Origin of the sequence: Streptomyces sp. NPDC088747 (genome assembly GCF_044751025.1) — a bacterium.
Classification (GTDB): Bacteria; Actinomycetota; Actinomycetes; order Streptomycetales; family Streptomycetaceae; genus Streptomyces.
In genome coordinates, this window is the sequence record NZ_JBIVKZ010000017.1 from 146,247 (window position 1) to 162,482 (window position 16,236).

Genomic DNA, 16,236 nt, shown 5'->3' on the forward strand with positions numbered 1-16,236 from the left:
TTGAGAGCGCTCTCAATTCGGCCGCGCGGCCAATGTGCTCTCTGCCGCCCCGGCCGTCAAGAGGTGTGGTCGGTAAAGTCCTTGGGCCGCACGGGAGTTCACGCCGTGAAGGAAGGGGGGCGCGGGCCGCCGGCACCGCGCTGTCCCGGCCCGCTGCGTCTGCGGCTTACGCGAACCGCGCCGTGAGCAGGGCGATGTCGTCGTCCTTGTTCTGGCCGAACCGCTCCAGAAGCAGATCGCAGAGTTCTTCCAGGTCGTCCGGCCCGGCGGCCACCGCGTCGCGGAACTCGGCGAGGGTGGTCTCCAGATCGGCGGTGCGTACCTCGACCAGTCCGTCGGTCACCATCAGGAGGCGGGTGCCGGGCGGCGTCCGCAGCACGGTGGGCGCCGGATGCGGGAGGCCGAGGCCCAGCAGCGGACCGTGCGGGTGGTGGAACCGCGGCCCCTCCTCCGGGTGGATCACCAGCGGTGGGATGTGACCGGCGTTGGCGATGTCCAGACGGCGGGCGTCCGGTGCGACCAGGATGAGGCAGAGGGTGACCGTGATGCCGGGCTGTGACTGGCCGAGCAGCTGTTCCAGGCGTTGAAGGATGTGGTGGGGAGGGTGGCCTTCGATGGCGTACGCGCGCAGTGCGTGGCGTACCTCCCCCATGACGGTCGCTGCGGTCACCGAGTGCCCGACGACATCGCCTATGGCGAGCAGCAGGCCGTTCGCGGTCCGGACCGCCTCGTAGAAGTCTCCGCCGATCTCGGCGTGTTCGGAGGCGGGGAGGTAGCGGAAGGCCAGCTCGATGCCCGGGACGGTCGGCAACTTCTCGGGGAGGAAGGACCGTTGCAGGGCCAGGCCGAGGGCGTGCTCCTCGTTGTAGGTCCGCAGGGCTTCCAGGGCCAGGGCGCCGGCGTTGGTCAGTTGTTGCAGGAGCTGTTCGTCGTCCGCGCTTCGCAGGGCGGTGGCGGGGACGGCCAGGCAGACGGGCGGGCGTCCGCGTTTGGTGCGGGCCACGGCGAGCGCGACCTCCCCGGACAGGTGGTCGGCCGGCAGCAGGGTGCGCCACCGGTTCTCCGGGACGCGGACGACGGTGACCCCCGTGTCCAGGTTCAGGCCGTGGGACGCCAGCTGGTCCAGCAGTCCCGGCCGGGCGGCGCGGGTGCGGACGGGCGTACCCGGGCCGTCGATCATGCTGTGGACCGCCTGCGTCTGGGGCGAGAGGAACACCGCGCTGGCGGGGCTGGCCAGCACGGCGGCCGCGCCACCGGTCGCTGCCGAGGCGAAGGAGTGGAAGCCGACGGCGCTGTAGACGTCCAGCGTCGCCTGGTTCAGGGCGATCAGCCGGGTCGCGAGCCGCTCGGCGCGCTGGCGGGCCCTGGCGTAACGCAGGGTGGCGGCGACCGTGGCGAGCAGCTCACCGGGGTCGATGGGCTGGTCGAGGTAGGCGTCCGCGCCCCGTCTCAGCCCTTCCGCGTGGTCGTCGGGGGTGATGGCGGCCGCGGATATCTGGATGATCGGCAGATTGGTCGTCCGCGGGTCACTCCTGACACGTTCGCTGACCTCGAAGCCGCTCATGTCGGGCAGCCGTACGTCGATGATCGCGATGTCCGGCAGCGGGTCCGCGCCGGCGTGCAGCCGGGCCAGCCCCGCCGCGCCGGTGCCGACGCCGATGACGGTGTGTCCCGCGCGCCGCAGCCAGCTGGTGAGGACGTAGCGGGTCGTCTCGTTGTCGTCGACGACCAGGACGGTCGCGGGCAGAATGTCCTGGGCTCTATCGGTCACGGCCTGCCCTCTCGGTTTCCGGTCGCCCTTCGGCTCCCAGCTGTTTCGTGTGCCCGTCGCCGAGGTCCGGCACGCTCAGCCGCACCCGGGTGCCGACGCCCTCGGTGCTGGTGAGGGTGAGGGACCCGCCCAGCAGTTCGGCGAGCGTCCGGGCGTAGGGCAGGCCCAGGCCGGTGCCGGGCCGTTCGCTCTGGTGAGGGCCGCGGACCTGGTAGAACGCCTCGAAGACCCGGTCGAGTTCGTCGGCGGGGATGCCGATCCCGGTGTCCGTGACGGTGAACAGCACGGCGGGAGCGGGTGATTCGGGATCCACGGTGATGTCCAGGCGTACTTCGCCCCGCTCGGTGAACTTGAGGGCGTTGGAGAGCAGGTTGCGCAGGATGCGGACCAGCAGGGTCTCGTCGGTCACCAGAGGCGGCAACTGTTCGAGGCTCGGGGTGACGAGGGTGACCCGGTCGTGGCCGTGGCCGCTCAGCAGGATGCCGCTGAGGTGGGCGACGAGCAGCGGCAGGTCCACCGGCCGCGGATGCACGTCGAGGTGGCCCGCCTCGGCCTTCGCGACGTCCAGCAGGTCGCTCACGAGCGACAGCAGGATATGGCCGGAGGACTCGATCAGTTCGACCTGCACCTGCTGCTCGTCGCTGAGCGGCCGGGGACCGGGCGCCAGCAGCAGCGCGGAGAGGCCGACCACGGAGTTGACGGGGGTGCGCAGTTCGTGGCTTATGTTCGTCCAGAACCGGGTCTTCGCCTCGCTCGCCTCCTGCAACTGGCGCCGCTTGTCCTCCAGTTCCGTGTGCAGGGCGAGCACGCCGCTGTTGGTCGCCTCCAGCTCCTGCGTCAGCTCGGTGTAGAGGGCGAGCACCCCCTGGTTGGTCTCCTCCAACTCCTCGTTGAGCCGCCGCAGTTCCTCGCCCTGGGCGCGGGTTTCCTCCAGCGTGGCGATCAGGTCGCGGGTCTGCGCGCGCAGGTCGTCCGTCTCGGTGGACCGGACGACGTCCTTGAGCACCTCCGCCAGCCTGGTGCGCCGCTCGCTCGCCCGCACGCCGTCCGCGGGGAGCGGCTGGGTGACGACGATCCGGCTGACCGTCGCACCGGGCTCGAAGCCGACCCGGACGAGTTTCGCGGCCAGGGCGAGGGTGTCCCGCGCGGGCGGCGGACCGTCGTGCCAGGTGAAGGTGACGACCAGGCACGTCGACCGGCTTGTCGAGTCCAGGCCGAAGGAGACCTCAAGACCGCGGCACCCGAGCCGGTCCCGGCCGAGTTCGCTCAGCGCGGTCGCGAGACGGACCTGATCCTGGCGCTCCAACGACAGTGCCGCCGCGGCCTGTTGGGCGCTGCGACGCAGGCCGAACACGTCCTGGGCCGTCGACAGGGCGAAGGACGCCACCGGGTGGACCGGCCCGGCCGCGGACGGGCGCCCGGCGCCGGGCGCGCCGCCGCGAAGGCCCGGTTCAGACGCGCCGGCCGCCACCCTCATCCCGCCCTTCGACGATCACCAGGCCCCCTTGACCACGACCACGCCGGCGTCGTCCCGCCGTACACCGGCTTCGCGGAGCAACTGTCCCGCCATGACGAGCGGCGAGTGGTTGAGCAGACCCGGCAGCGTTCGATGGTCCCAGCGTTCGGTCAGCCCGTCCGAGTGCATCACCAACGCGCCGTGATCGGGAAGCGGTTCCTCGAACGTCCGCAGCCGCCGCATGTGCGCGCCGACGATTCCCGGCGCGGACAGCAGCGCCCTGCGCCCGTCGTCGCCCAGGAGGAAGCCGCTGACGTTGCCGATCCCGCAGTACAGCAGCCGTCCCGCGGCGGGCTCGATCCGCGCCACGGCGACCGCGCCGCCACGCGTTCCACGCAACGCGAGGTGCACGGCGGTGAGGACGCCCTCCGGGCTGAGGTCACGCGTGGCGTGGAACGCCTTGACCGCCGCGTGACTCGCGCGCGCGGCGAGCGGCCCGTGGCCCAGACCGTCACAGAGCATGACCAGGAGAGCCGGACGGTGTCCGCCATCGTCCACGGCACGCACGGCCCACGCGTCCCCGCACACGCTCTCCCCGCTGATGGGCCTGGTCACACCGGAGGCGGGCGACGCGCCCGACGGGCCGGCCACGGCTCTGCCGTCCACGGTGCGCGACCAGAACCGCGCCGTCATGACAGTCCCGCGGCCCGCGACGGAGTGCAGGTCGAAGTGGTCCGCGAGGCGGGCGACAGCGCCGAGACCGATGCCCAGGGTGCCCGCGCTGGACACTCCGTCGGCGAGCGAGGCGGAGACGTCCGCCATCCCGGGCCCGGAGTCGACGGTGAGGAACTCCACTCCGGCCTCGTCCCCGGCCCGCACCACGCGCAGCAGGAGGGCCCCGTCCTCGGCGTGCCGTTGTACGTTCGTGGCGGCCTCGGTGACGGCGAGGGCGACCTCGGCCGACCGGTGGCTGTTGAGCCCGATTCGCCGGGCCAGCGTGGCGGCCGCGCCGCGCGCCGCCGTCGCCAGCGACGCACCGTCCCGGAACCAGGCCACGTCCTCGCCGTCCAGGATGGTGTCGGTGTTCATCGCACCCACTTGACGATGGTCACGGCCGTGCCCTCGCCCGGCGCGGTGCGCAACCGGAAGTCGTCGACGAGCCGCCGGGCCCCGCTGAGCCCCAGGCCCAGCCCACTGCCCGACGTCCAGCCGTCGGTCATCGCCTGGTCGACATCGGGGATACCGGGTCCTGAGTCCTCGAAGACGGCGGCCACGCCACGCTTGTTGTCGACGCGGACCAGTCCGGCACTGACCGTGCCCCCGCCGCCGTAGGTGAGGGCGTTGCGGGCGAGTTCGCTCGCCGCGGTGATGATCTTCGTCTGGTCGACCAGCGACAGACCGCACTGCTGGGACAGCGCGCGGATCGCCTGGCGGATGTGCACGAGGTCGCCGCTGCGCGCGATGGGATAGACCTGGGGCTCTTCTCCCGCGGTCCAGGGCGCCGTCACCGCAAGGCCGAACTGGCGGGCCGGCGGAGTTTCGCCAGCCCCTTCTCCAGATCCAGGGCGGTGCTGACGCCACCGAGCGAGAGACCCAGCTCCACCAGGGTGATGGCCACGGCCGGACGCATGCCGACGACCACGGTCCGGGCGTCGAGCACGCGCGATATGGAGGCGACCGTCGCCAGCATGCGTCCCACGAAGGAGTCGACGATCTCCAGGGCGCTGATGTCGATGATCACGCCCTGGGCCGACCTGGCCACGATCTGCTCGGCCAGGTCCTCCTGGAGGTTGAGCACCGTCTGGTCCTCGAGGTCGAACTGTACGGACACGACGAGGGTGTCGCCGAGCCGCAGGATCGGGATGCGGTCACTCATCGCTTCGCGCCCTGGTGAGCGACCAGGTCCACGCCGGACCTGCGCAGGGCCAGCTTGAGGGCGTCGGCCAGGCTGGCCTTCGTCACGATGCCGTCGAACTCGATCCCCAGCGCGACGATGGTCTGCGCGATCTGCGGGCTGATGCCGGACACGGTGCACTCGGCGCCCATCAGCCGCGCGGCGACGATGGTCTTGAGCAGGTGCTGGGCGACCTGGGTGTCGACCGCGGGCACGCCCGTGATGTCGATGATCGCCTGCTCCGAGCCGGTGTCCACGAGGGCCTGGAGGAGCTTCTCCATCACCACCTGCGTGCGCGCCGAGTCCAGCGTGCCGACCAGCGGTACGGCGATGACCCCGTCCCACAGCCTGACCACCGGGGTGGACAGTTCGAGAAGCTGCTCCGCCTGCGCCGTGATGAGCTCGTCCCGCGTCTGCGTGTACGTCTCGATGGTGAAGAGGCCCAGGCCGTCCAGGATCCGGGCCAGTTGCAGATATCCGCGGACCACGTCGGCGGAGCCGTTCTCCAGCGCCGGCTCGAGAACCCGCTTCAGCGCGAAGAGGCTCACGGCGGTCTCGCTGGGCGAGAAGTTCTGCCGGGCCCTGTTCCGCGAGAGCTCCGTCAGCAGGGCGCGGACTTCCGACATCTGCTCCGAGTGGACGTCGGTGGCACCCTGCCGCAGAGCCTCCACCAGCGCCTCGTACAACTCACGCAGCTCCCGGTCGAGTTCCGCCGCACTGATGCGACCGCCCAGTGAACCCGACACCTCCCGGACCCATGACGCGGCCAGGTCCTGGTCCTCGACCGTCAGGAGCTTCACCAGGTCCACAGCGTTGTCCCGCTTCACCATTGAGGTGCTCCTTCGGTCTTCATATCGTCGCATCAAGGTTGGCTCGCGAAGCGTACGGCAAGGGTCGGACAGGCACGGCAGGGTGGCGGGCGCCGGGGGATCGGCGGCCGCGGACGCTGCGGGTTCAGCTCTCCAGAGCCCTGCGCAGGGTGGGGTGGCAGGGTATGAGCGAGTCGATTCCGACGAGCTCGATCACGCGTAGCACGGACGCCTGTGCGCCGGCCACCCGCAGCCAGCCCTGGGCCTCCTCGGCCTCTTGGTAAGCGGAGATGAGGACGTTGATGCCGCTGGAGTCCAGGAATGTCACGCCGGTGAGATCCGCCACGGTCCGGGGCGACGAGGCGCCCGGCGGCGGGGCCAGTGCTTTCCTGACGTCGTCACGCACGGCGTGGTCCAGCTCGCCGCACAGGGTGACGACCCGGACGCCGTCGACGGTGGAGTGGCTGACCGAGAGATTGCCTGGGTGTGCCGGATGTGCGTCTGTCACCATGTCCTCGACTGGGCTCGCCGGTGCGGGTCGGGCCGGAGCGTGCGTCGCAAGTCTGCCCCGATGGTAGGGGCGGCCATGCTCGCGGGAAGGACCAATTCGAGTAAGACCCGCATGCGACTTCGACCAGGACCCGCATGCGCCCCGCCGCGCGGGGTAGTCGCGAACGGACAACGGGAACGTAGGTGGACAAACGGTGGAGTCAGTCGGCAGCAACGGCGGGGGGCCGCTGGACGCGCATCCCATGGCCGCCGCCATGCCCCTGAACGGCGGCGACGGCTGTATCGCCGAAGCGCGCCACCTGGCGACCGACTTTCTCACCCATGTCCGGACGGAACTGGACGTACTGGTCTCCGCTCGTGCGATGGACCTCACACAACTGGTGGTCAGCGAACTGGTCACCAACGCCCGTAAATACGCTCTCGGTCCCATGCTGATGGAACTGCGCATAGTGGACGCAACGGTGGAGATAACCGTGCAGGACAGCGTGCGGGCGCTGCCCGTCGCCCGCACCGTCGACCCGCACCGGGTCGGCCAGCACGGCCTGGAGATCGTCATGGCCGTCGCGGAGACGTTCCACGTCCAGATCGAGCCGACCGGCAAACGCGTCACCGCCCGCATCGCCCTGGCCGACGAGTCGGCCGACGGCGCGCGTCGGACCGACTCCCCGCGTGGGCCCGGCTGAACGAGACGGCGTCCGGTCACCGGCGCCCGCGCCGATCATCCGCCCCGGAGCGCCTCAGTCGGACTTGCCCAGCGACCAGCCCGAGACGTCCGTGAGCCGGCCGCGCCACAGGGGCATGACGACCGTCCGGCCCGTTCCGGCGAAGCCGGTGGCGTCACGCAGATGGATCCACTGAGGCAGTCGCTGCGGTGCCGGGCGGCCCTCCTTGTCGGCGACGGCCTGGTCCACCTGCTCGGGAAACCGCTCCAGCAGCTCCGCGCCCGGCCCGTCGATGCCGTGCAGGCTGCGCGCCCAGTCGGCCGTCCACGCCTCGTGGGAGATCAGGTCCCCGGAGAGGAACGCGCCCCCGACGACCAGCGTGACCGGCAGAGCCGCCTGAGGGTCCTGCCCGACCAGACGTACCAGCATCTGGAGTTGGAGATCGGGCACCGGTTCGACGACGACGGGTGCGGCCGGCTGGTGGAGGGGATCCTGGTCAGTGCTCATGACCGGCGGTCCTTTCGGTGCTGCTTGAGGGCTGCTTCTGTGCTGCTTCGATACGTTCGAGGTGGCTTCGGTACGTCCGAGGTGCACGTCTCCTGCCCCCTGCGACCGCCCGCATGTCCGCGTACCCGCATGTCCGCCCGCCCGGGTGTCCCCGCCCGGACCGTGTGAGCCCCGGTCCCTAGAGGGCGCTGCCCGCCGTCCAGTCGGCCCAGGACAGGTTCCAGCCGTTGAGCCCGTTGGCCGGGTCGACGGTCACCTCGTCGGAGTTCTTGACGATCACCACGTCACCGAGCATCGAGCTCTCGTAGAACTTGTAGCCGTCCACGGAGGTGTCCTCCGCGCCCTTGGTGTCGTGCATGCTCACGCACCCGTGACTGGTGTTGCTGCCGCCGAAGACCGACGTCGAGGCCCAGTAGTTGCCGTGGATGAAGGTGCCGGAGGTGGTCAGACGCTGGGCGTGCGGCACGTCGGAGATGTCGTACTCGTCGCCGAGACCGACGGTCGAGGACTCCATCCGGGTCTCCTTGAACCGCTCGCTGATCACCATGACCCCCGACCACGTGGTGTGGTCGGCGTCGCCGCCGGTGACCGGATAGGTGGCGAGGGTCGAACCGTCCCGGACGACCGTCATCGTCTTCGCCGCCAGGTCGACCGTGCTGATCTGGGCGCGGCCGACGGCGAAGGTGACGTCCTTGGACTGGGTGCCGTAGACGCCGTCCGCGCCCTCGACGTCCTTCAGGCGCAGACTCAGCGTGATCTTCGTACCCGCCGCCCAGTACTCCTCGGGCCGGAAGTCCAGCCGCGTGTCGCTGCACCAGTGGCCGACCACCTCGACGGCCGGCTCCGCTGTCACCGTGATCGCTTTCTCGACGGCGGCCCGGTCCGAGACGGCCTTCGTGAAGTTGATCGACACGGGCATGCCGACGCCGGAGGTCGAATTCGCCTCGGGCGTGAAATATCCCACGAAGGTCTCGCCCGGAGCCTTGGTGGTGAAGGTCGCCGTCTGCGCGTCGGCGCCTTCCGCCTGGGCGGTGACGGTGTACTTGGTCCCGGAGTACGGGTTCTCGCCCGACGTCCAGGTTGTACGGGTGTCGTCGTAGGTGCCGGCCAGGGTGGAGCCGTCGTTGCCGGTGACCTGCACCGTCGCGAGAGTGCCGTCGGTCACCGTGATCTGGACCGGGCTGGTGAAGCCGGCCTTCTTCGTGCCGTCGGCGGGGGTCACGGTGATCGTCGGTACCTTGGCCTTCGTCACCGCCCCGGTGCTCGCGGCACTCGTCCCGGGCGTCGCCTCCGAGGCGTCCGCCGAGTCGCCGCAGCCCGTCAGGACGGCGGCCGGAACGGCGCCGAGCACCGCGAGGATCCCGCGCCGGGACGGTGCGGGTCGTGCGGACCGGTTCGATGCCTGCCGCCCGGACCGGTTCGGCTGCTGCTCGGACCGGTTCGATATCTGAGGGTCGCCCACGGTACGCCTTTCTTAGATCACCACTGCGGGTGCATCCTGCGCCTCTTCCATTTGTTGATTCTTTGAATCCAGTGGGTCCCACCTGAGATTCCTGTGAGGACGCCGGCCGGGAGCGTCCGGGGAGCGCTCAGCGCGGTTCCGGGCGCCACCCGAGCGCCCGGGAGATTCCGCGCGCCGCGACCCGGACCACCGGGATCAGCACCGGCACCCGTGCGTCCGCCTGGGGCACCACGACCGACACGGCCGCGACCACGTGACCGCCCGCGCCGCGCACCGGAGCGGCCACCGACAGGGCGTCGTCGGTGACCTGGCGGCTGCTCACCGCCACGCCCGTGCGGCGTACCTCGGCCAGCTCCCGGCGCAGCCGCGCCGGATCGGTGACGGTGTGCGCGGTGAAGGCGGCCAACGGGCGCTCGCAGTAGGCCTCCTGGGACGCGAGGTCGCCGTGCGCGAGCAGCGCGAGGCCCACACCGGTGGCGTGCAGTGGCCAGCGGGCGCCGACCTGGATGCGTACGCCGACCGCGGAACGCCCCGATATCCACTCGATGTAGACGACCTCGAAGCCGTCGCGGACCGCCAACTGCACGTTCTCGTGCGTGGCTTCGTACAGGTCCTCCAGAAAGGGCAGCGCGGCCTGCCGCAGCGCGAGCCCGCGCGGGGCGAGTGCCGCGACCTCCCAGAGTCGCAGGCCCACGTGGTAGACACCGTCCTCGTCCCGCTCCAGGGCGCCCCACTCGGCGAGCGCGCCCACGAGCCGGTGCGCCGTGGTGAGGGTGAGCCCGGCGCGGCGGCTGATGTCCGTCAGGGACAGCGCGGGGTGCTCGTGGTCGAACGCGGCGAGCACCGCGAGGAGGCGGGCGGGCGCGGACACCGCGGTCATGAGTCGAGTTCGGTTTCCGCGACGCGTTGCAGCAGGGCGTGCAGGGTGGCCCGCTCAGCGGGGTCGAGGGGCTGGAGCAGATCGTTCGTCACGCGCTGCCCCGCCTCGTCGGTGTCACGCAGGAAGGCCTGGCCGTCCCCGGTGAGTACGACGATCCGGCTGCGGCGGTCGTCGGGGGAGGGGCGGCGTTCGGCGAGGCCGAGCTTCTCCAGGTCGTCGACGAGCCCGACGATCGCGCTCGGGTCGTAGCCGAGGCGTGAGCTCAGCTCGCGTTGCAGCGCCCCGTCCGAGGTGGCCAGGAAACGCAGCAGCGCGTAGTGCCGCAGGCGCAGCCCGGATTCCTGGAGGGAGGCGTTGAAGAGCTGCCCGGAACGCAGGCCCAGCCGGTACAGCAGATAGCCGGTGTCCGCGTGCAGCCCGCGCATCCACGGCTCCCGGGCATCGATGGCGTCGGTCGGGGTGGGGCTGGTGACGCGGTGCTGAGCTGCGATGACGGGCTCCCTGGGCCTGGCCCCGGAGCGGGGCGGTTCCTGCGTACGGGACACAGCATGACCCAAGGACGACACAGCAACAACTATTGACGTCAACAATTATTGCTCTTAGCTTCTATCTCGCGGTCACACCGCTGTGACCCGCAGCCGCACCTCGTGAAGGGACCTCCCCGTGCCCAGCATCGATCTCACCGGCAAGGTGGCCGTCGTCACCGGCAGTGGCCGCGGCCTCGGCCTGGCCTACGCCCACGCACTCGCGGCCGTCGGCGCCTCGGTGGTCATCAACGACATCGACGAGGCCGTGGCCGAACAGGCCGTCAAGTCCGTCACCGAGGCGGGCGGCAGGGCGGTGGCCGAGGTCGTCGCGGTCGGCACGGCTCAGGCCGCGGACCGGCTCGTCGCCCGCGCGGTCGACACCTTCGGACGGCTCGACATCCTGGTCACCAACGCGGGCATCCTGCGCGACAAGGTCCTGTGGAAGATGACCGACGAGGACTTCGACGCCGTGATCACCACGCACCTCAAGGGCACCTTCACCTGCGCCCGCGCCGCCGCGGTGCGCCTGCGCGAGCAGGGTGAGGGCGGCACCCTGATCCTGGTCGGCTCGCCGCCGGACAGCGCGGCAACTTCGGCCAGACCAACTACGCCGCCGCGAAGGCGGGGATCGCCGCCATGGCCCGTACCTGGTCGATGGAGCTGGGCCGCGCGGGCATCACCGTCAACGCGATCGTCCCGGTCGCCGCGACCGCGATGACCGAGACCATTCCCGCGTTCGCCCCCTACGTCGAGGCCGTGCGCCGGGGCGAGCCGTTCCCCGATTTCCTCCGCAAGGGCGAGGGCTTCGGCGCCCCCGAGGACTGCGCTGCCCTCGTCCCCTTCCTCGCCTCCGACGCCGCCCGGGGTGTCACCGGGCAGGCCATCGGAATCGGCGGCGACAAGGTGGCACTCTGGTCGCATCCGCAGGAGGTCAGGACGGCGTACGCGGACGGCGGCTGGACCCCGGACACCCTCGCCGACGCCTGGGCCGGCTCGGTCGGCGCCGAACCGCAGACCGTCGGCATCCCCGCACCGAAGCTTCCGGAGGCGTGATGGACCTGGACGGACTCGTCGCGATCGACGTCCACACCCATGCGGAGGTGTCCTCCAAGGGGCACTCCTCCCTGGACGACGACCTGCACGACGCCTCGGCCGCCTACTTCAAGGTCGTGGGCAAGCGGAAGCCCACCCTGGAGGAGACGGCCGCCTACTACCGCGGGCGGAGGATGGCCGCCGTGATCTTCACGGTCGACGCCGAGTCCGCCACCGGCACCGCACCCGTCCCGAACGAGGAGGTCGCCGAGGCCGCCGCCGCCAACGCCGACGTGCTGATCCCCTTCGCCTCCATCGACCCCTTCCGCGGCCGGGCCGGGGTCAAGCGGGCCCGCCGGCTGGTCGAGGAGTACGGGGTGAAGGGCTTCAAGTTCCACCCCAGCGTCCAGGGCTTCTTCCCCAACGACAGGTCAGTGGCGTACGAGTTGTACGAGGTGATCGAGGAGACGGGCACCATCGCCCTCTTCCACACCGGGCAGACAGGCATCGGCGCCGGGGTGCCCGGCGGGGGCGGCATCCGTCTCAAGTACTCCAACCCCCTGCACGTCGACGACGTGGCCGCCGACTTCCCGCAGCTGAAGATCATCCTGGCGCATCCGTCCTTCCCCTGGCAGGACGAGGCTCTCGCCGTCGCCACGCACAAGCCGGGTGTGCACATCGACCTGTCCGGCTGGTCGCCGAAGTACTTCCCGCCGCAGCTGGTGCAGTACGCGAACACGCTGCTCAAGGACAAGGTGCTCTTCGGCTCCGACTACCCCGTCCTCACCCCCGACCGCTGGCTCGCCGACTTCGCCAAGCTGCCGATCAAGGACGAGGTCCGGCCGAAGATCCTCAAGGAGAACGCCGCCCGGCTGCTCGGGCTGACGAAGCCCTAGCTCCGCCGGCCGATCCGTAACTCGCGAAGGGGCGCGACGATGCGCAACGAGGGACTGGGGTCGTGGCCTGCACGCCGGGCCCGCAAGACACCCGAACGCACGGCCCTGATCCACGGGGACAGCGAGACCAGCTACGCGCTGCTGCACGACCGCACCACCCGCCTCGCCCATGCCCTGCGCGCGCTCGGCCTGCGCCGCGGCGACCGGATCGGGTATCTGGGCCCCAACCACCCCTCGTACCTGGAAACGCTCTTCGCGGCGGGCACCCTGGGCGCGGTCTTCGTGCCGCTCAACCCCCGCCTCGCCGGACCCGAGATCGCCTACCAACTGGGCGACTCGGGAGCCAAGGCCCTGGTGTACGCCCCGGCACTGGCCGGACTCGTCGCCGGTCCGCCCGGTGCCGCGGACGTCCGTACGTACATCGAAGTCGGCCCGCGTTACGAGGAGTTGATCGACCGGGCCGCCGGCGAACCGATCGACCAGCCCGTCACCGCCGACGACACCTGCGTCATCATGTACACCTCGGGCACGACGGGCCGCCCCAAGGGTGCGATGCTCACGCACGGCAACCTGATCTGGAACGCCGTCAACGTCCTCGTGGATACCGACCTGATCGCCGACGAACGCGCCCTGGTGTCCGCCCCGTTGTTCCACACCGCCGGACTGAACATGCTCACCCTGCCGGTGCTGCTCAAGGGCGGCACCTGTGTCCTGGCCGGGAGCTTCTCCCCGGCGGCCACCTTCGACCTGATCGAACGGCACCGGATCACCTTCATGTTCGGCGTGCCGACGATGTTCGACCAGGTGGCCCGCCATCCGCGCTGGGCCGGCGCCGACCTGTCGTCGCTGCGGATCCTCACCTGCGGCGGGTCCCCGGTACCGACCCCGCTCATCGCCGCCTACCAGGAACGCGGGCTCACCTTCCTCCAGGGGTACGGCATGACCGAGGCCGCGCCCGGCACGCTCTTCCTGGACGCGGAACACGCGGTGGCCAAGGCGGGTTCGGCGGGGGTGCCGCACTTCTTCAGCGATGTGCGCGTGGTAAGGCCCGACCTCACGTTGGCCGATGTCGGTGAGACGGGTGAGGTGGTCGTCCGCGGACCTCATGTCATGCCCGGCTACTGGGGGTTGCCGGACGAGACGGCCGCCGTGTTCGCCGACGGCTGGTTCCGCAGCGGGGACGCCGCCCGGATCGACGAGGACGGATACGTCCACATCGTCGACCGCATCAAGGACATGATCATCTCGGGGGGCGAGAACATCTACCCCGCCGAGGTCGAGGACCAGTTGCTGGCCCACCCCGACATCGTCGAGTGCGCGGTCATCGGCGTCGCGGACGACAGGTGGGGCGAGGTGCCGCGCGCGGTCGTCGTCGCCAGGGAAGGCGTCGAACTGGACCCGGACGGCGTGCTGGCCGGGCTCGCCGGTCGGCTCGCCAAGTACAAGATCCCCAAGTCGGTGGTCGTCGTGGACGAACTCCCGCGCACCGCCTCCGGAAAGCTCCTCAAGTCCCGTGTGCGCCAGCGCTACGGCACCAACTCACAGACAGGGAACGGAACATGAGCATCACCGTGAACGGCCTCGACGAACTCAGGAAGCTCGCGGGCGGCGACCTCGGCACCAGTGAGTGGATCGAGGTCACCCAGGACCGGATCGACACCTTCGCCGACGCGACCGGCGACCACCAGTGGATCCACGTCGACCCGGAGCGGGCCGCGGCGGGCCCCTTCGGCGCGCCGATCGCCCACGGCTACCTCACCCTCGCCCTCTTCGTCCCGCTCTTCACCGAGCTGCTGGAGGTCGAGGGCGTGACGACGAAGGTCAACTACGGCCTGAACAAGGTGCGTTTCCCCGCACCGGTGAAGGTGGGATCGCGGATCAGGCTGGTCGCGAGGCTCGCCTCGGTCGAGGACGTGCCCGGCGGGTGCCAGATCACCGTCGACGGCACGATCGAGACCGACGGCGGCGGGAAGCCCGCCGCCGTCCTCCAGAGCCTCTCCAGGTTCTACGCGTAAGCGCTCCGCCGCGGGGCCGTGGGAGAACCGCGGGTCCGTCCGAGGTCGGTCGCGCGGTTCCCCGCGCCTCTTTCTGGGCGCAGCGTCTAGGCCTCCGTCACATCGACGAACACCGGGTTCGCGTAGAACCACGTGTCGGCCCACGGGTCGCCGTCCCCGGGCGCGTGGGTGACCGGGCCGTGCGGGTCGACGCCCGCGCCGAGGGGTCCCGCGCCGTTGCGGTTGCCGTCGCTGCCGCGCAGCCGGACGTAGAAGGACTCCTCGCCCGCGACCAGCGGAACGCGCAGGGTGTACGTCCCCTTCCGGCCGCTGACGTCCACGGTGCGGACGACCCTGGTGTCGGGGGCCCGCCAGTCGTCGCGGGCGGCGGCCGGGCCGCGTACCGCACCGCGGATCACGTCGACGTGCGCCAACTCGGGCAGAATTCCTTGCGGGTTGGGGCGCGAGGCGCTGGTCACGGTGACCGACAGGGTCAGCCTGTCGCCCTTGCGGACCCGGAGCCGGCCGCCCATGGTCACGCCGCGACCCTCGTCGTGGTCCCGCTTGAGCCGGACGTCGAGGCCGTCGATCAGGTGTCCGTGGTCGAGCCAGACCCGGCCGGCCCGCAGGCCCGACATCACGGCGCGGTAGCCGTAGCGCGTGACGCCCACGTGGGTGCGGCTGAACTGGCCGGGCCAGAAGTCGCTGCCGGCCTGCGGGGTGCCGGTGTTCACCGGGTCCGGCAGCTTGCCGGTGTTGTCGAAGTTCTGCCCGGCCGGCCAGTCGCCGTTCCTCCAGGTGTCGAACACGATCCGGTGGGCGTCCGAGTTGGTGGTGACCGAGAACAGCCTGCCCTCGGACAGCATGGCGTCCCACAGGCCGCCCACCGTCGCGGTCGCCCAGTCGAAGCCGCCGTAGGTGAGGTAGGCCTCTGCCGGGTAGCCGGGCCAGGACTGGGCGGACGGCCTGTTCTCGTACTCGCCGCGGATCGAGTTCGTGCCGCGCAGGCCGGGGATCGCCGCGCCCTGGGCGCCGGGGGCACCCTCCATGCCGATCATGATCTCGGGCGCCGCGTCCCGCCAGTCCCGCATCTCCTGGGGCGAGTCGATGCCCAGGCGCAGCGGGTGGTTGGCGAGGACCAGCACGTCGTCGACGTATCCGGTGCGCCGCTGCTCGGCCAGCCACTTGATGGCCTTGACGGCGTGCGCCTGGTTGCGTGCCGTGTTCGCGTTGTCGGCGGCGCCGTCGGTGTAGCCGAGCAGCTTGCCGTCGTAGGCCAGCTCGAACCGGGTGAGCAGGTCGGTCTCGTGGCGGCCGGGCGCGGCGAAGACCGTGCCGTGCTCGGCGGCGGGGATGTACCACTCAAGGCCCTGGAAGATCAGCTGGCGCGGGTTCTCGGCGCGCGCCCTGAGGATCTCGCGCCGTTCCAGCGGGGCGCCGTACTGGGCGTGCCCGAAGTTGGAGTGCTCCGTGAACACCATCCAGTCCAGGCCGTACTCGGCTCCGGCGGCGGCGAGTTGGGAGAACGTGTACTTCGCGTCGTGGCTGTAGACGGTGTGGACGTGGTGGTCGCCGACGAGGTAGGCGAGGCGCGGGTCGTTGCCGCCGAGCCGCCGGCCGTGCGCGACCGCCGGGGTCGCCAGCGGACCGGCGGCGAAGGCCGCGCCGAACAGGCCCGCCCGGCGCAGCAGTTGGCGTCTGGAGACACCCTGTGCGTCGAGGCGGGACGGCGAGACGGACGGGTCTGCCCAGACGGGCAACTGCTGCTCGGTCATGGTCTGGTGGGTCCCTCGGGTCAGTGGTTCATGAACGGCGGGACGGGCAGGGCGAGTTCGG

General features: G+C 71.0%; 16 protein-coding genes and 1 pseudogene. 5 read left to right on the plus strand and 12 right to left on the minus strand.

Going from position 1 to position 16,236, the window contains the following annotated elements:
* Positions 1-166 precede the first annotated feature (166 nt).
* The 7 genes from ACIP79_RS32775 to ACIP79_RS32805 all read right to left on the minus strand — a co-directional run bounded on the left by ACIP79_RS32775 (position 167) and on the right by ACIP79_RS32805 (position 6,441).
* On the minus strand, positions 167-1,771 hold the full coding sequence (locus tag ACIP79_RS32775; protein ID WP_401229036.1) for a SpoIIE family protein phosphatase: 1,605 nt from the start codon (positions 1,769-1,771) through the stop codon (positions 167-169).
* Entirely contained in the window at positions 1,761-3,248 is a 1,488-nt protein-coding gene (locus tag ACIP79_RS32780) for a sensor histidine kinase (protein WP_401229039.1), read from the minus strand. The genes ACIP79_RS32775 and ACIP79_RS32780 overlap by 11 nt, the downstream gene beginning before the upstream one ends.
* 15 nt (positions 3,249-3,263) lie before the next feature.
* Positions 3,264-4,325 (minus strand): ATP-binding SpoIIE family protein phosphatase, encoded by a 1,062-nt coding sequence (locus ACIP79_RS32785; RefSeq protein ID WP_401229042.1) that lies wholly within the window; start codon positions 4,323-4,325, stop codon positions 3,264-3,266.
* Complete coding sequence (locus ACIP79_RS32790) at positions 4,313-4,735, minus strand: anti-sigma regulatory factor (RefSeq protein ID WP_401229045.1); 423 nt, start codon at positions 4,733-4,735, stop codon at positions 4,313-4,315. The genes ACIP79_RS32785 and ACIP79_RS32790 overlap by 13 nt, the downstream gene beginning before the upstream one ends.
* Positions 4,732-5,103: an STAS domain-containing protein gene (locus ACIP79_RS32795; protein WP_401229048.1), complete on the minus strand. Its 372-nt coding sequence runs from the start codon at positions 5,101-5,103 to the stop codon at positions 4,732-4,734. Before ACIP79_RS32795 ends, ACIP79_RS32790 begins: the two co-directional genes overlap by 4 nt.
* Positions 5,100-5,951, minus strand: coding sequence for an STAS domain-containing protein (locus tag ACIP79_RS32800; protein ID WP_401229051.1), 852 nt, complete (start codon positions 5,949-5,951; stop codon positions 5,100-5,102). The genes ACIP79_RS32795 and ACIP79_RS32800 overlap by 4 nt, the downstream gene beginning before the upstream one ends.
* 124 nt (positions 5,952-6,075) lie before the next feature.
* Positions 6,076-6,441: an STAS domain-containing protein gene (locus ACIP79_RS32805; protein WP_401229054.1), complete on the minus strand. Its 366-nt coding sequence runs from the start codon at positions 6,439-6,441 to the stop codon at positions 6,076-6,078.
* 253 nt (positions 6,442-6,694) lie between these two features.
* Here ACIP79_RS32805 and ACIP79_RS32810 point away from each other — a divergent pair, with 253 nt between their 5' ends.
* Positions 6,695-7,123, plus strand: coding sequence for an ATP-binding protein (locus tag ACIP79_RS32810; RefSeq protein WP_401229245.1), 429 nt, complete (start codon positions 6,695-6,697; stop codon positions 7,121-7,123).
* Positions 7,124-7,177: 54 nt separating this feature from the next.
* On the opposite strand, the gene ACIP79_RS32815 is transcribed toward ACIP79_RS32810, so the two are convergent.
* From ACIP79_RS32815 to ACIP79_RS32830, 4 genes are all read right to left on the minus strand, one after another.
* Positions 7,178-7,609: a hypothetical protein gene (locus ACIP79_RS32815; protein WP_401229057.1), complete on the minus strand. Its 432-nt coding sequence runs from the start codon at positions 7,607-7,609 to the stop codon at positions 7,178-7,180.
* Between the two features lie 178 nt (positions 7,610-7,787).
* Entirely contained in the window at positions 7,788-8,969 is a 1,182-nt protein-coding gene (locus ACIP79_RS32820; RefSeq protein ID WP_401229248.1) for an Ig-like domain-containing protein, read from the minus strand.
* A 229-nt stretch (positions 8,970-9,198) separates the two neighbouring features.
* Positions 9,199-9,951 carry an IclR family transcriptional regulator gene (locus tag ACIP79_RS32825; RefSeq protein ID WP_401229060.1) on the minus strand — a complete coding sequence of 251 codons (753 nt, stop codon included), beginning with the start codon at positions 9,949-9,951 and terminating at the stop codon, positions 9,199-9,201.
* Positions 9,948-10,376, minus strand: coding sequence for a MarR family winged helix-turn-helix transcriptional regulator (locus ACIP79_RS32830; protein ID WP_401229251.1), 429 nt, complete (start codon positions 10,374-10,376; stop codon positions 9,948-9,950). The genes ACIP79_RS32825 and ACIP79_RS32830 overlap by 4 nt, the downstream gene beginning before the upstream one ends.
* A gap of 238 nt (positions 10,377-10,614) precedes the next feature.
* On the opposite strand from ACIP79_RS32830, the pseudogene ACIP79_RS32835 reads away from it, so the two are divergent.
* From ACIP79_RS32835 to ACIP79_RS32850, 4 genes and pseudogenes are all read left to right on the plus strand, one after another.
* Positions 10,615-11,531, plus strand: a pseudogene (locus ACIP79_RS32835) (SDR family NAD(P)-dependent oxidoreductase).
* Positions 11,531-12,406: an amidohydrolase family protein gene (locus ACIP79_RS32840; protein ID WP_401229063.1), complete on the plus strand. Its 876-nt coding sequence runs from the start codon at positions 11,531-11,533 to the stop codon at positions 12,404-12,406. Before ACIP79_RS32835 ends, ACIP79_RS32840 begins: the two are co-directional and overlap by 1 nt.
* Before the next feature lie 39 nt (positions 12,407-12,445).
* The gene (locus ACIP79_RS32845) at positions 12,446-13,969 is read left to right on the plus strand and encodes a long-chain fatty acid--CoA ligase (RefSeq protein ID WP_401229065.1); all 1,524 of its coding nucleotides are present in this window, start codon (positions 12,446-12,448) and stop codon (positions 13,967-13,969) included.
* Positions 13,966-14,421 (plus strand): MaoC family dehydratase, encoded by a 456-nt coding sequence (locus tag ACIP79_RS32850; protein ID WP_401229068.1) that lies wholly within the window; start codon positions 13,966-13,968, stop codon positions 14,419-14,421. Before ACIP79_RS32845 ends, ACIP79_RS32850 begins: the two co-directional genes overlap by 4 nt.
* Positions 14,422-14,507: 86 nt before the next feature.
* On the opposite strand, the gene ACIP79_RS32855 is transcribed toward ACIP79_RS32850, so the two are convergent.
* Positions 14,508-16,175: a PHP domain-containing protein gene (locus ACIP79_RS32855; RefSeq protein ID WP_401229071.1), complete on the minus strand. Its 1,668-nt coding sequence runs from the start codon at positions 16,173-16,175 to the stop codon at positions 14,508-14,510.
* Between the last annotated feature and the right edge of the window lie 61 nt (positions 16,176-16,236).

Coding starts and splice junctions, on each gene's coding strand:
- ACIP79_RS32780 (WP_401229039.1), bottom strand. CDS start 3,248: ATGAGGGTGGCGGCCGGCGCGTCTGAACCGGGCCTTCGCGGCGGCGCG.
- ACIP79_RS32795 (WP_401229048.1), bottom strand. CDS start 5,103: ATGAGTGACCGCATCCCGATCCTGCGGCTCGGCGACACCCTCGTCGTG.
- ACIP79_RS32800 (WP_401229051.1), bottom strand. CDS start 5,951: ATGGTGAAGCGGGACAACGCTGTGGACCTGGTGAAGCTCCTGACGGTC.
- ACIP79_RS32805 (WP_401229054.1), bottom strand. CDS start 6,441: ATGGTGACAGACGCACATCCGGCACACCCAGGCAATCTCTCGGTCAGC.
- ACIP79_RS32810 (WP_401229245.1), top strand. CDS start 6,695: ATGCCCCTGAACGGCGGCGACGGCTGTATCGCCGAAGCGCGCCACCTG.
- ACIP79_RS32815 (WP_401229057.1), bottom strand. CDS start 7,609: ATGAGCACTGACCAGGATCCCCTCCACCAGCCGGCCGCACCCGTCGTC.
- ACIP79_RS32825 (WP_401229060.1), bottom strand. CDS start 9,951: ATGACCGCGGTGTCCGCGCCCGCCCGCCTCCTCGCGGTGCTCGCCGCG.
- ACIP79_RS32830 (WP_401229251.1), bottom strand. CDS start 10,376: ATGCGCGGGCTGCACGCGGACACCGGCTATCTGCTGTACCGGCTGGGC.
- ACIP79_RS32840 (WP_401229063.1), top strand. CDS start 11,531: ATGGACCTGGACGGACTCGTCGCGATCGACGTCCACACCCATGCGGAG.
- ACIP79_RS32845 (WP_401229065.1), top strand. CDS start 12,446: ATGCGCAACGAGGGACTGGGGTCGTGGCCTGCACGCCGGGCCCGCAAG.
- ACIP79_RS32850 (WP_401229068.1), top strand. CDS start 13,966: ATGAGCATCACCGTGAACGGCCTCGACGAACTCAGGAAGCTCGCGGGC.
- ACIP79_RS32855 (WP_401229071.1), bottom strand. CDS start 16,175: ATGACCGAGCAGCAGTTGCCCGTCTGGGCAGACCCGTCCGTCTCGCCG.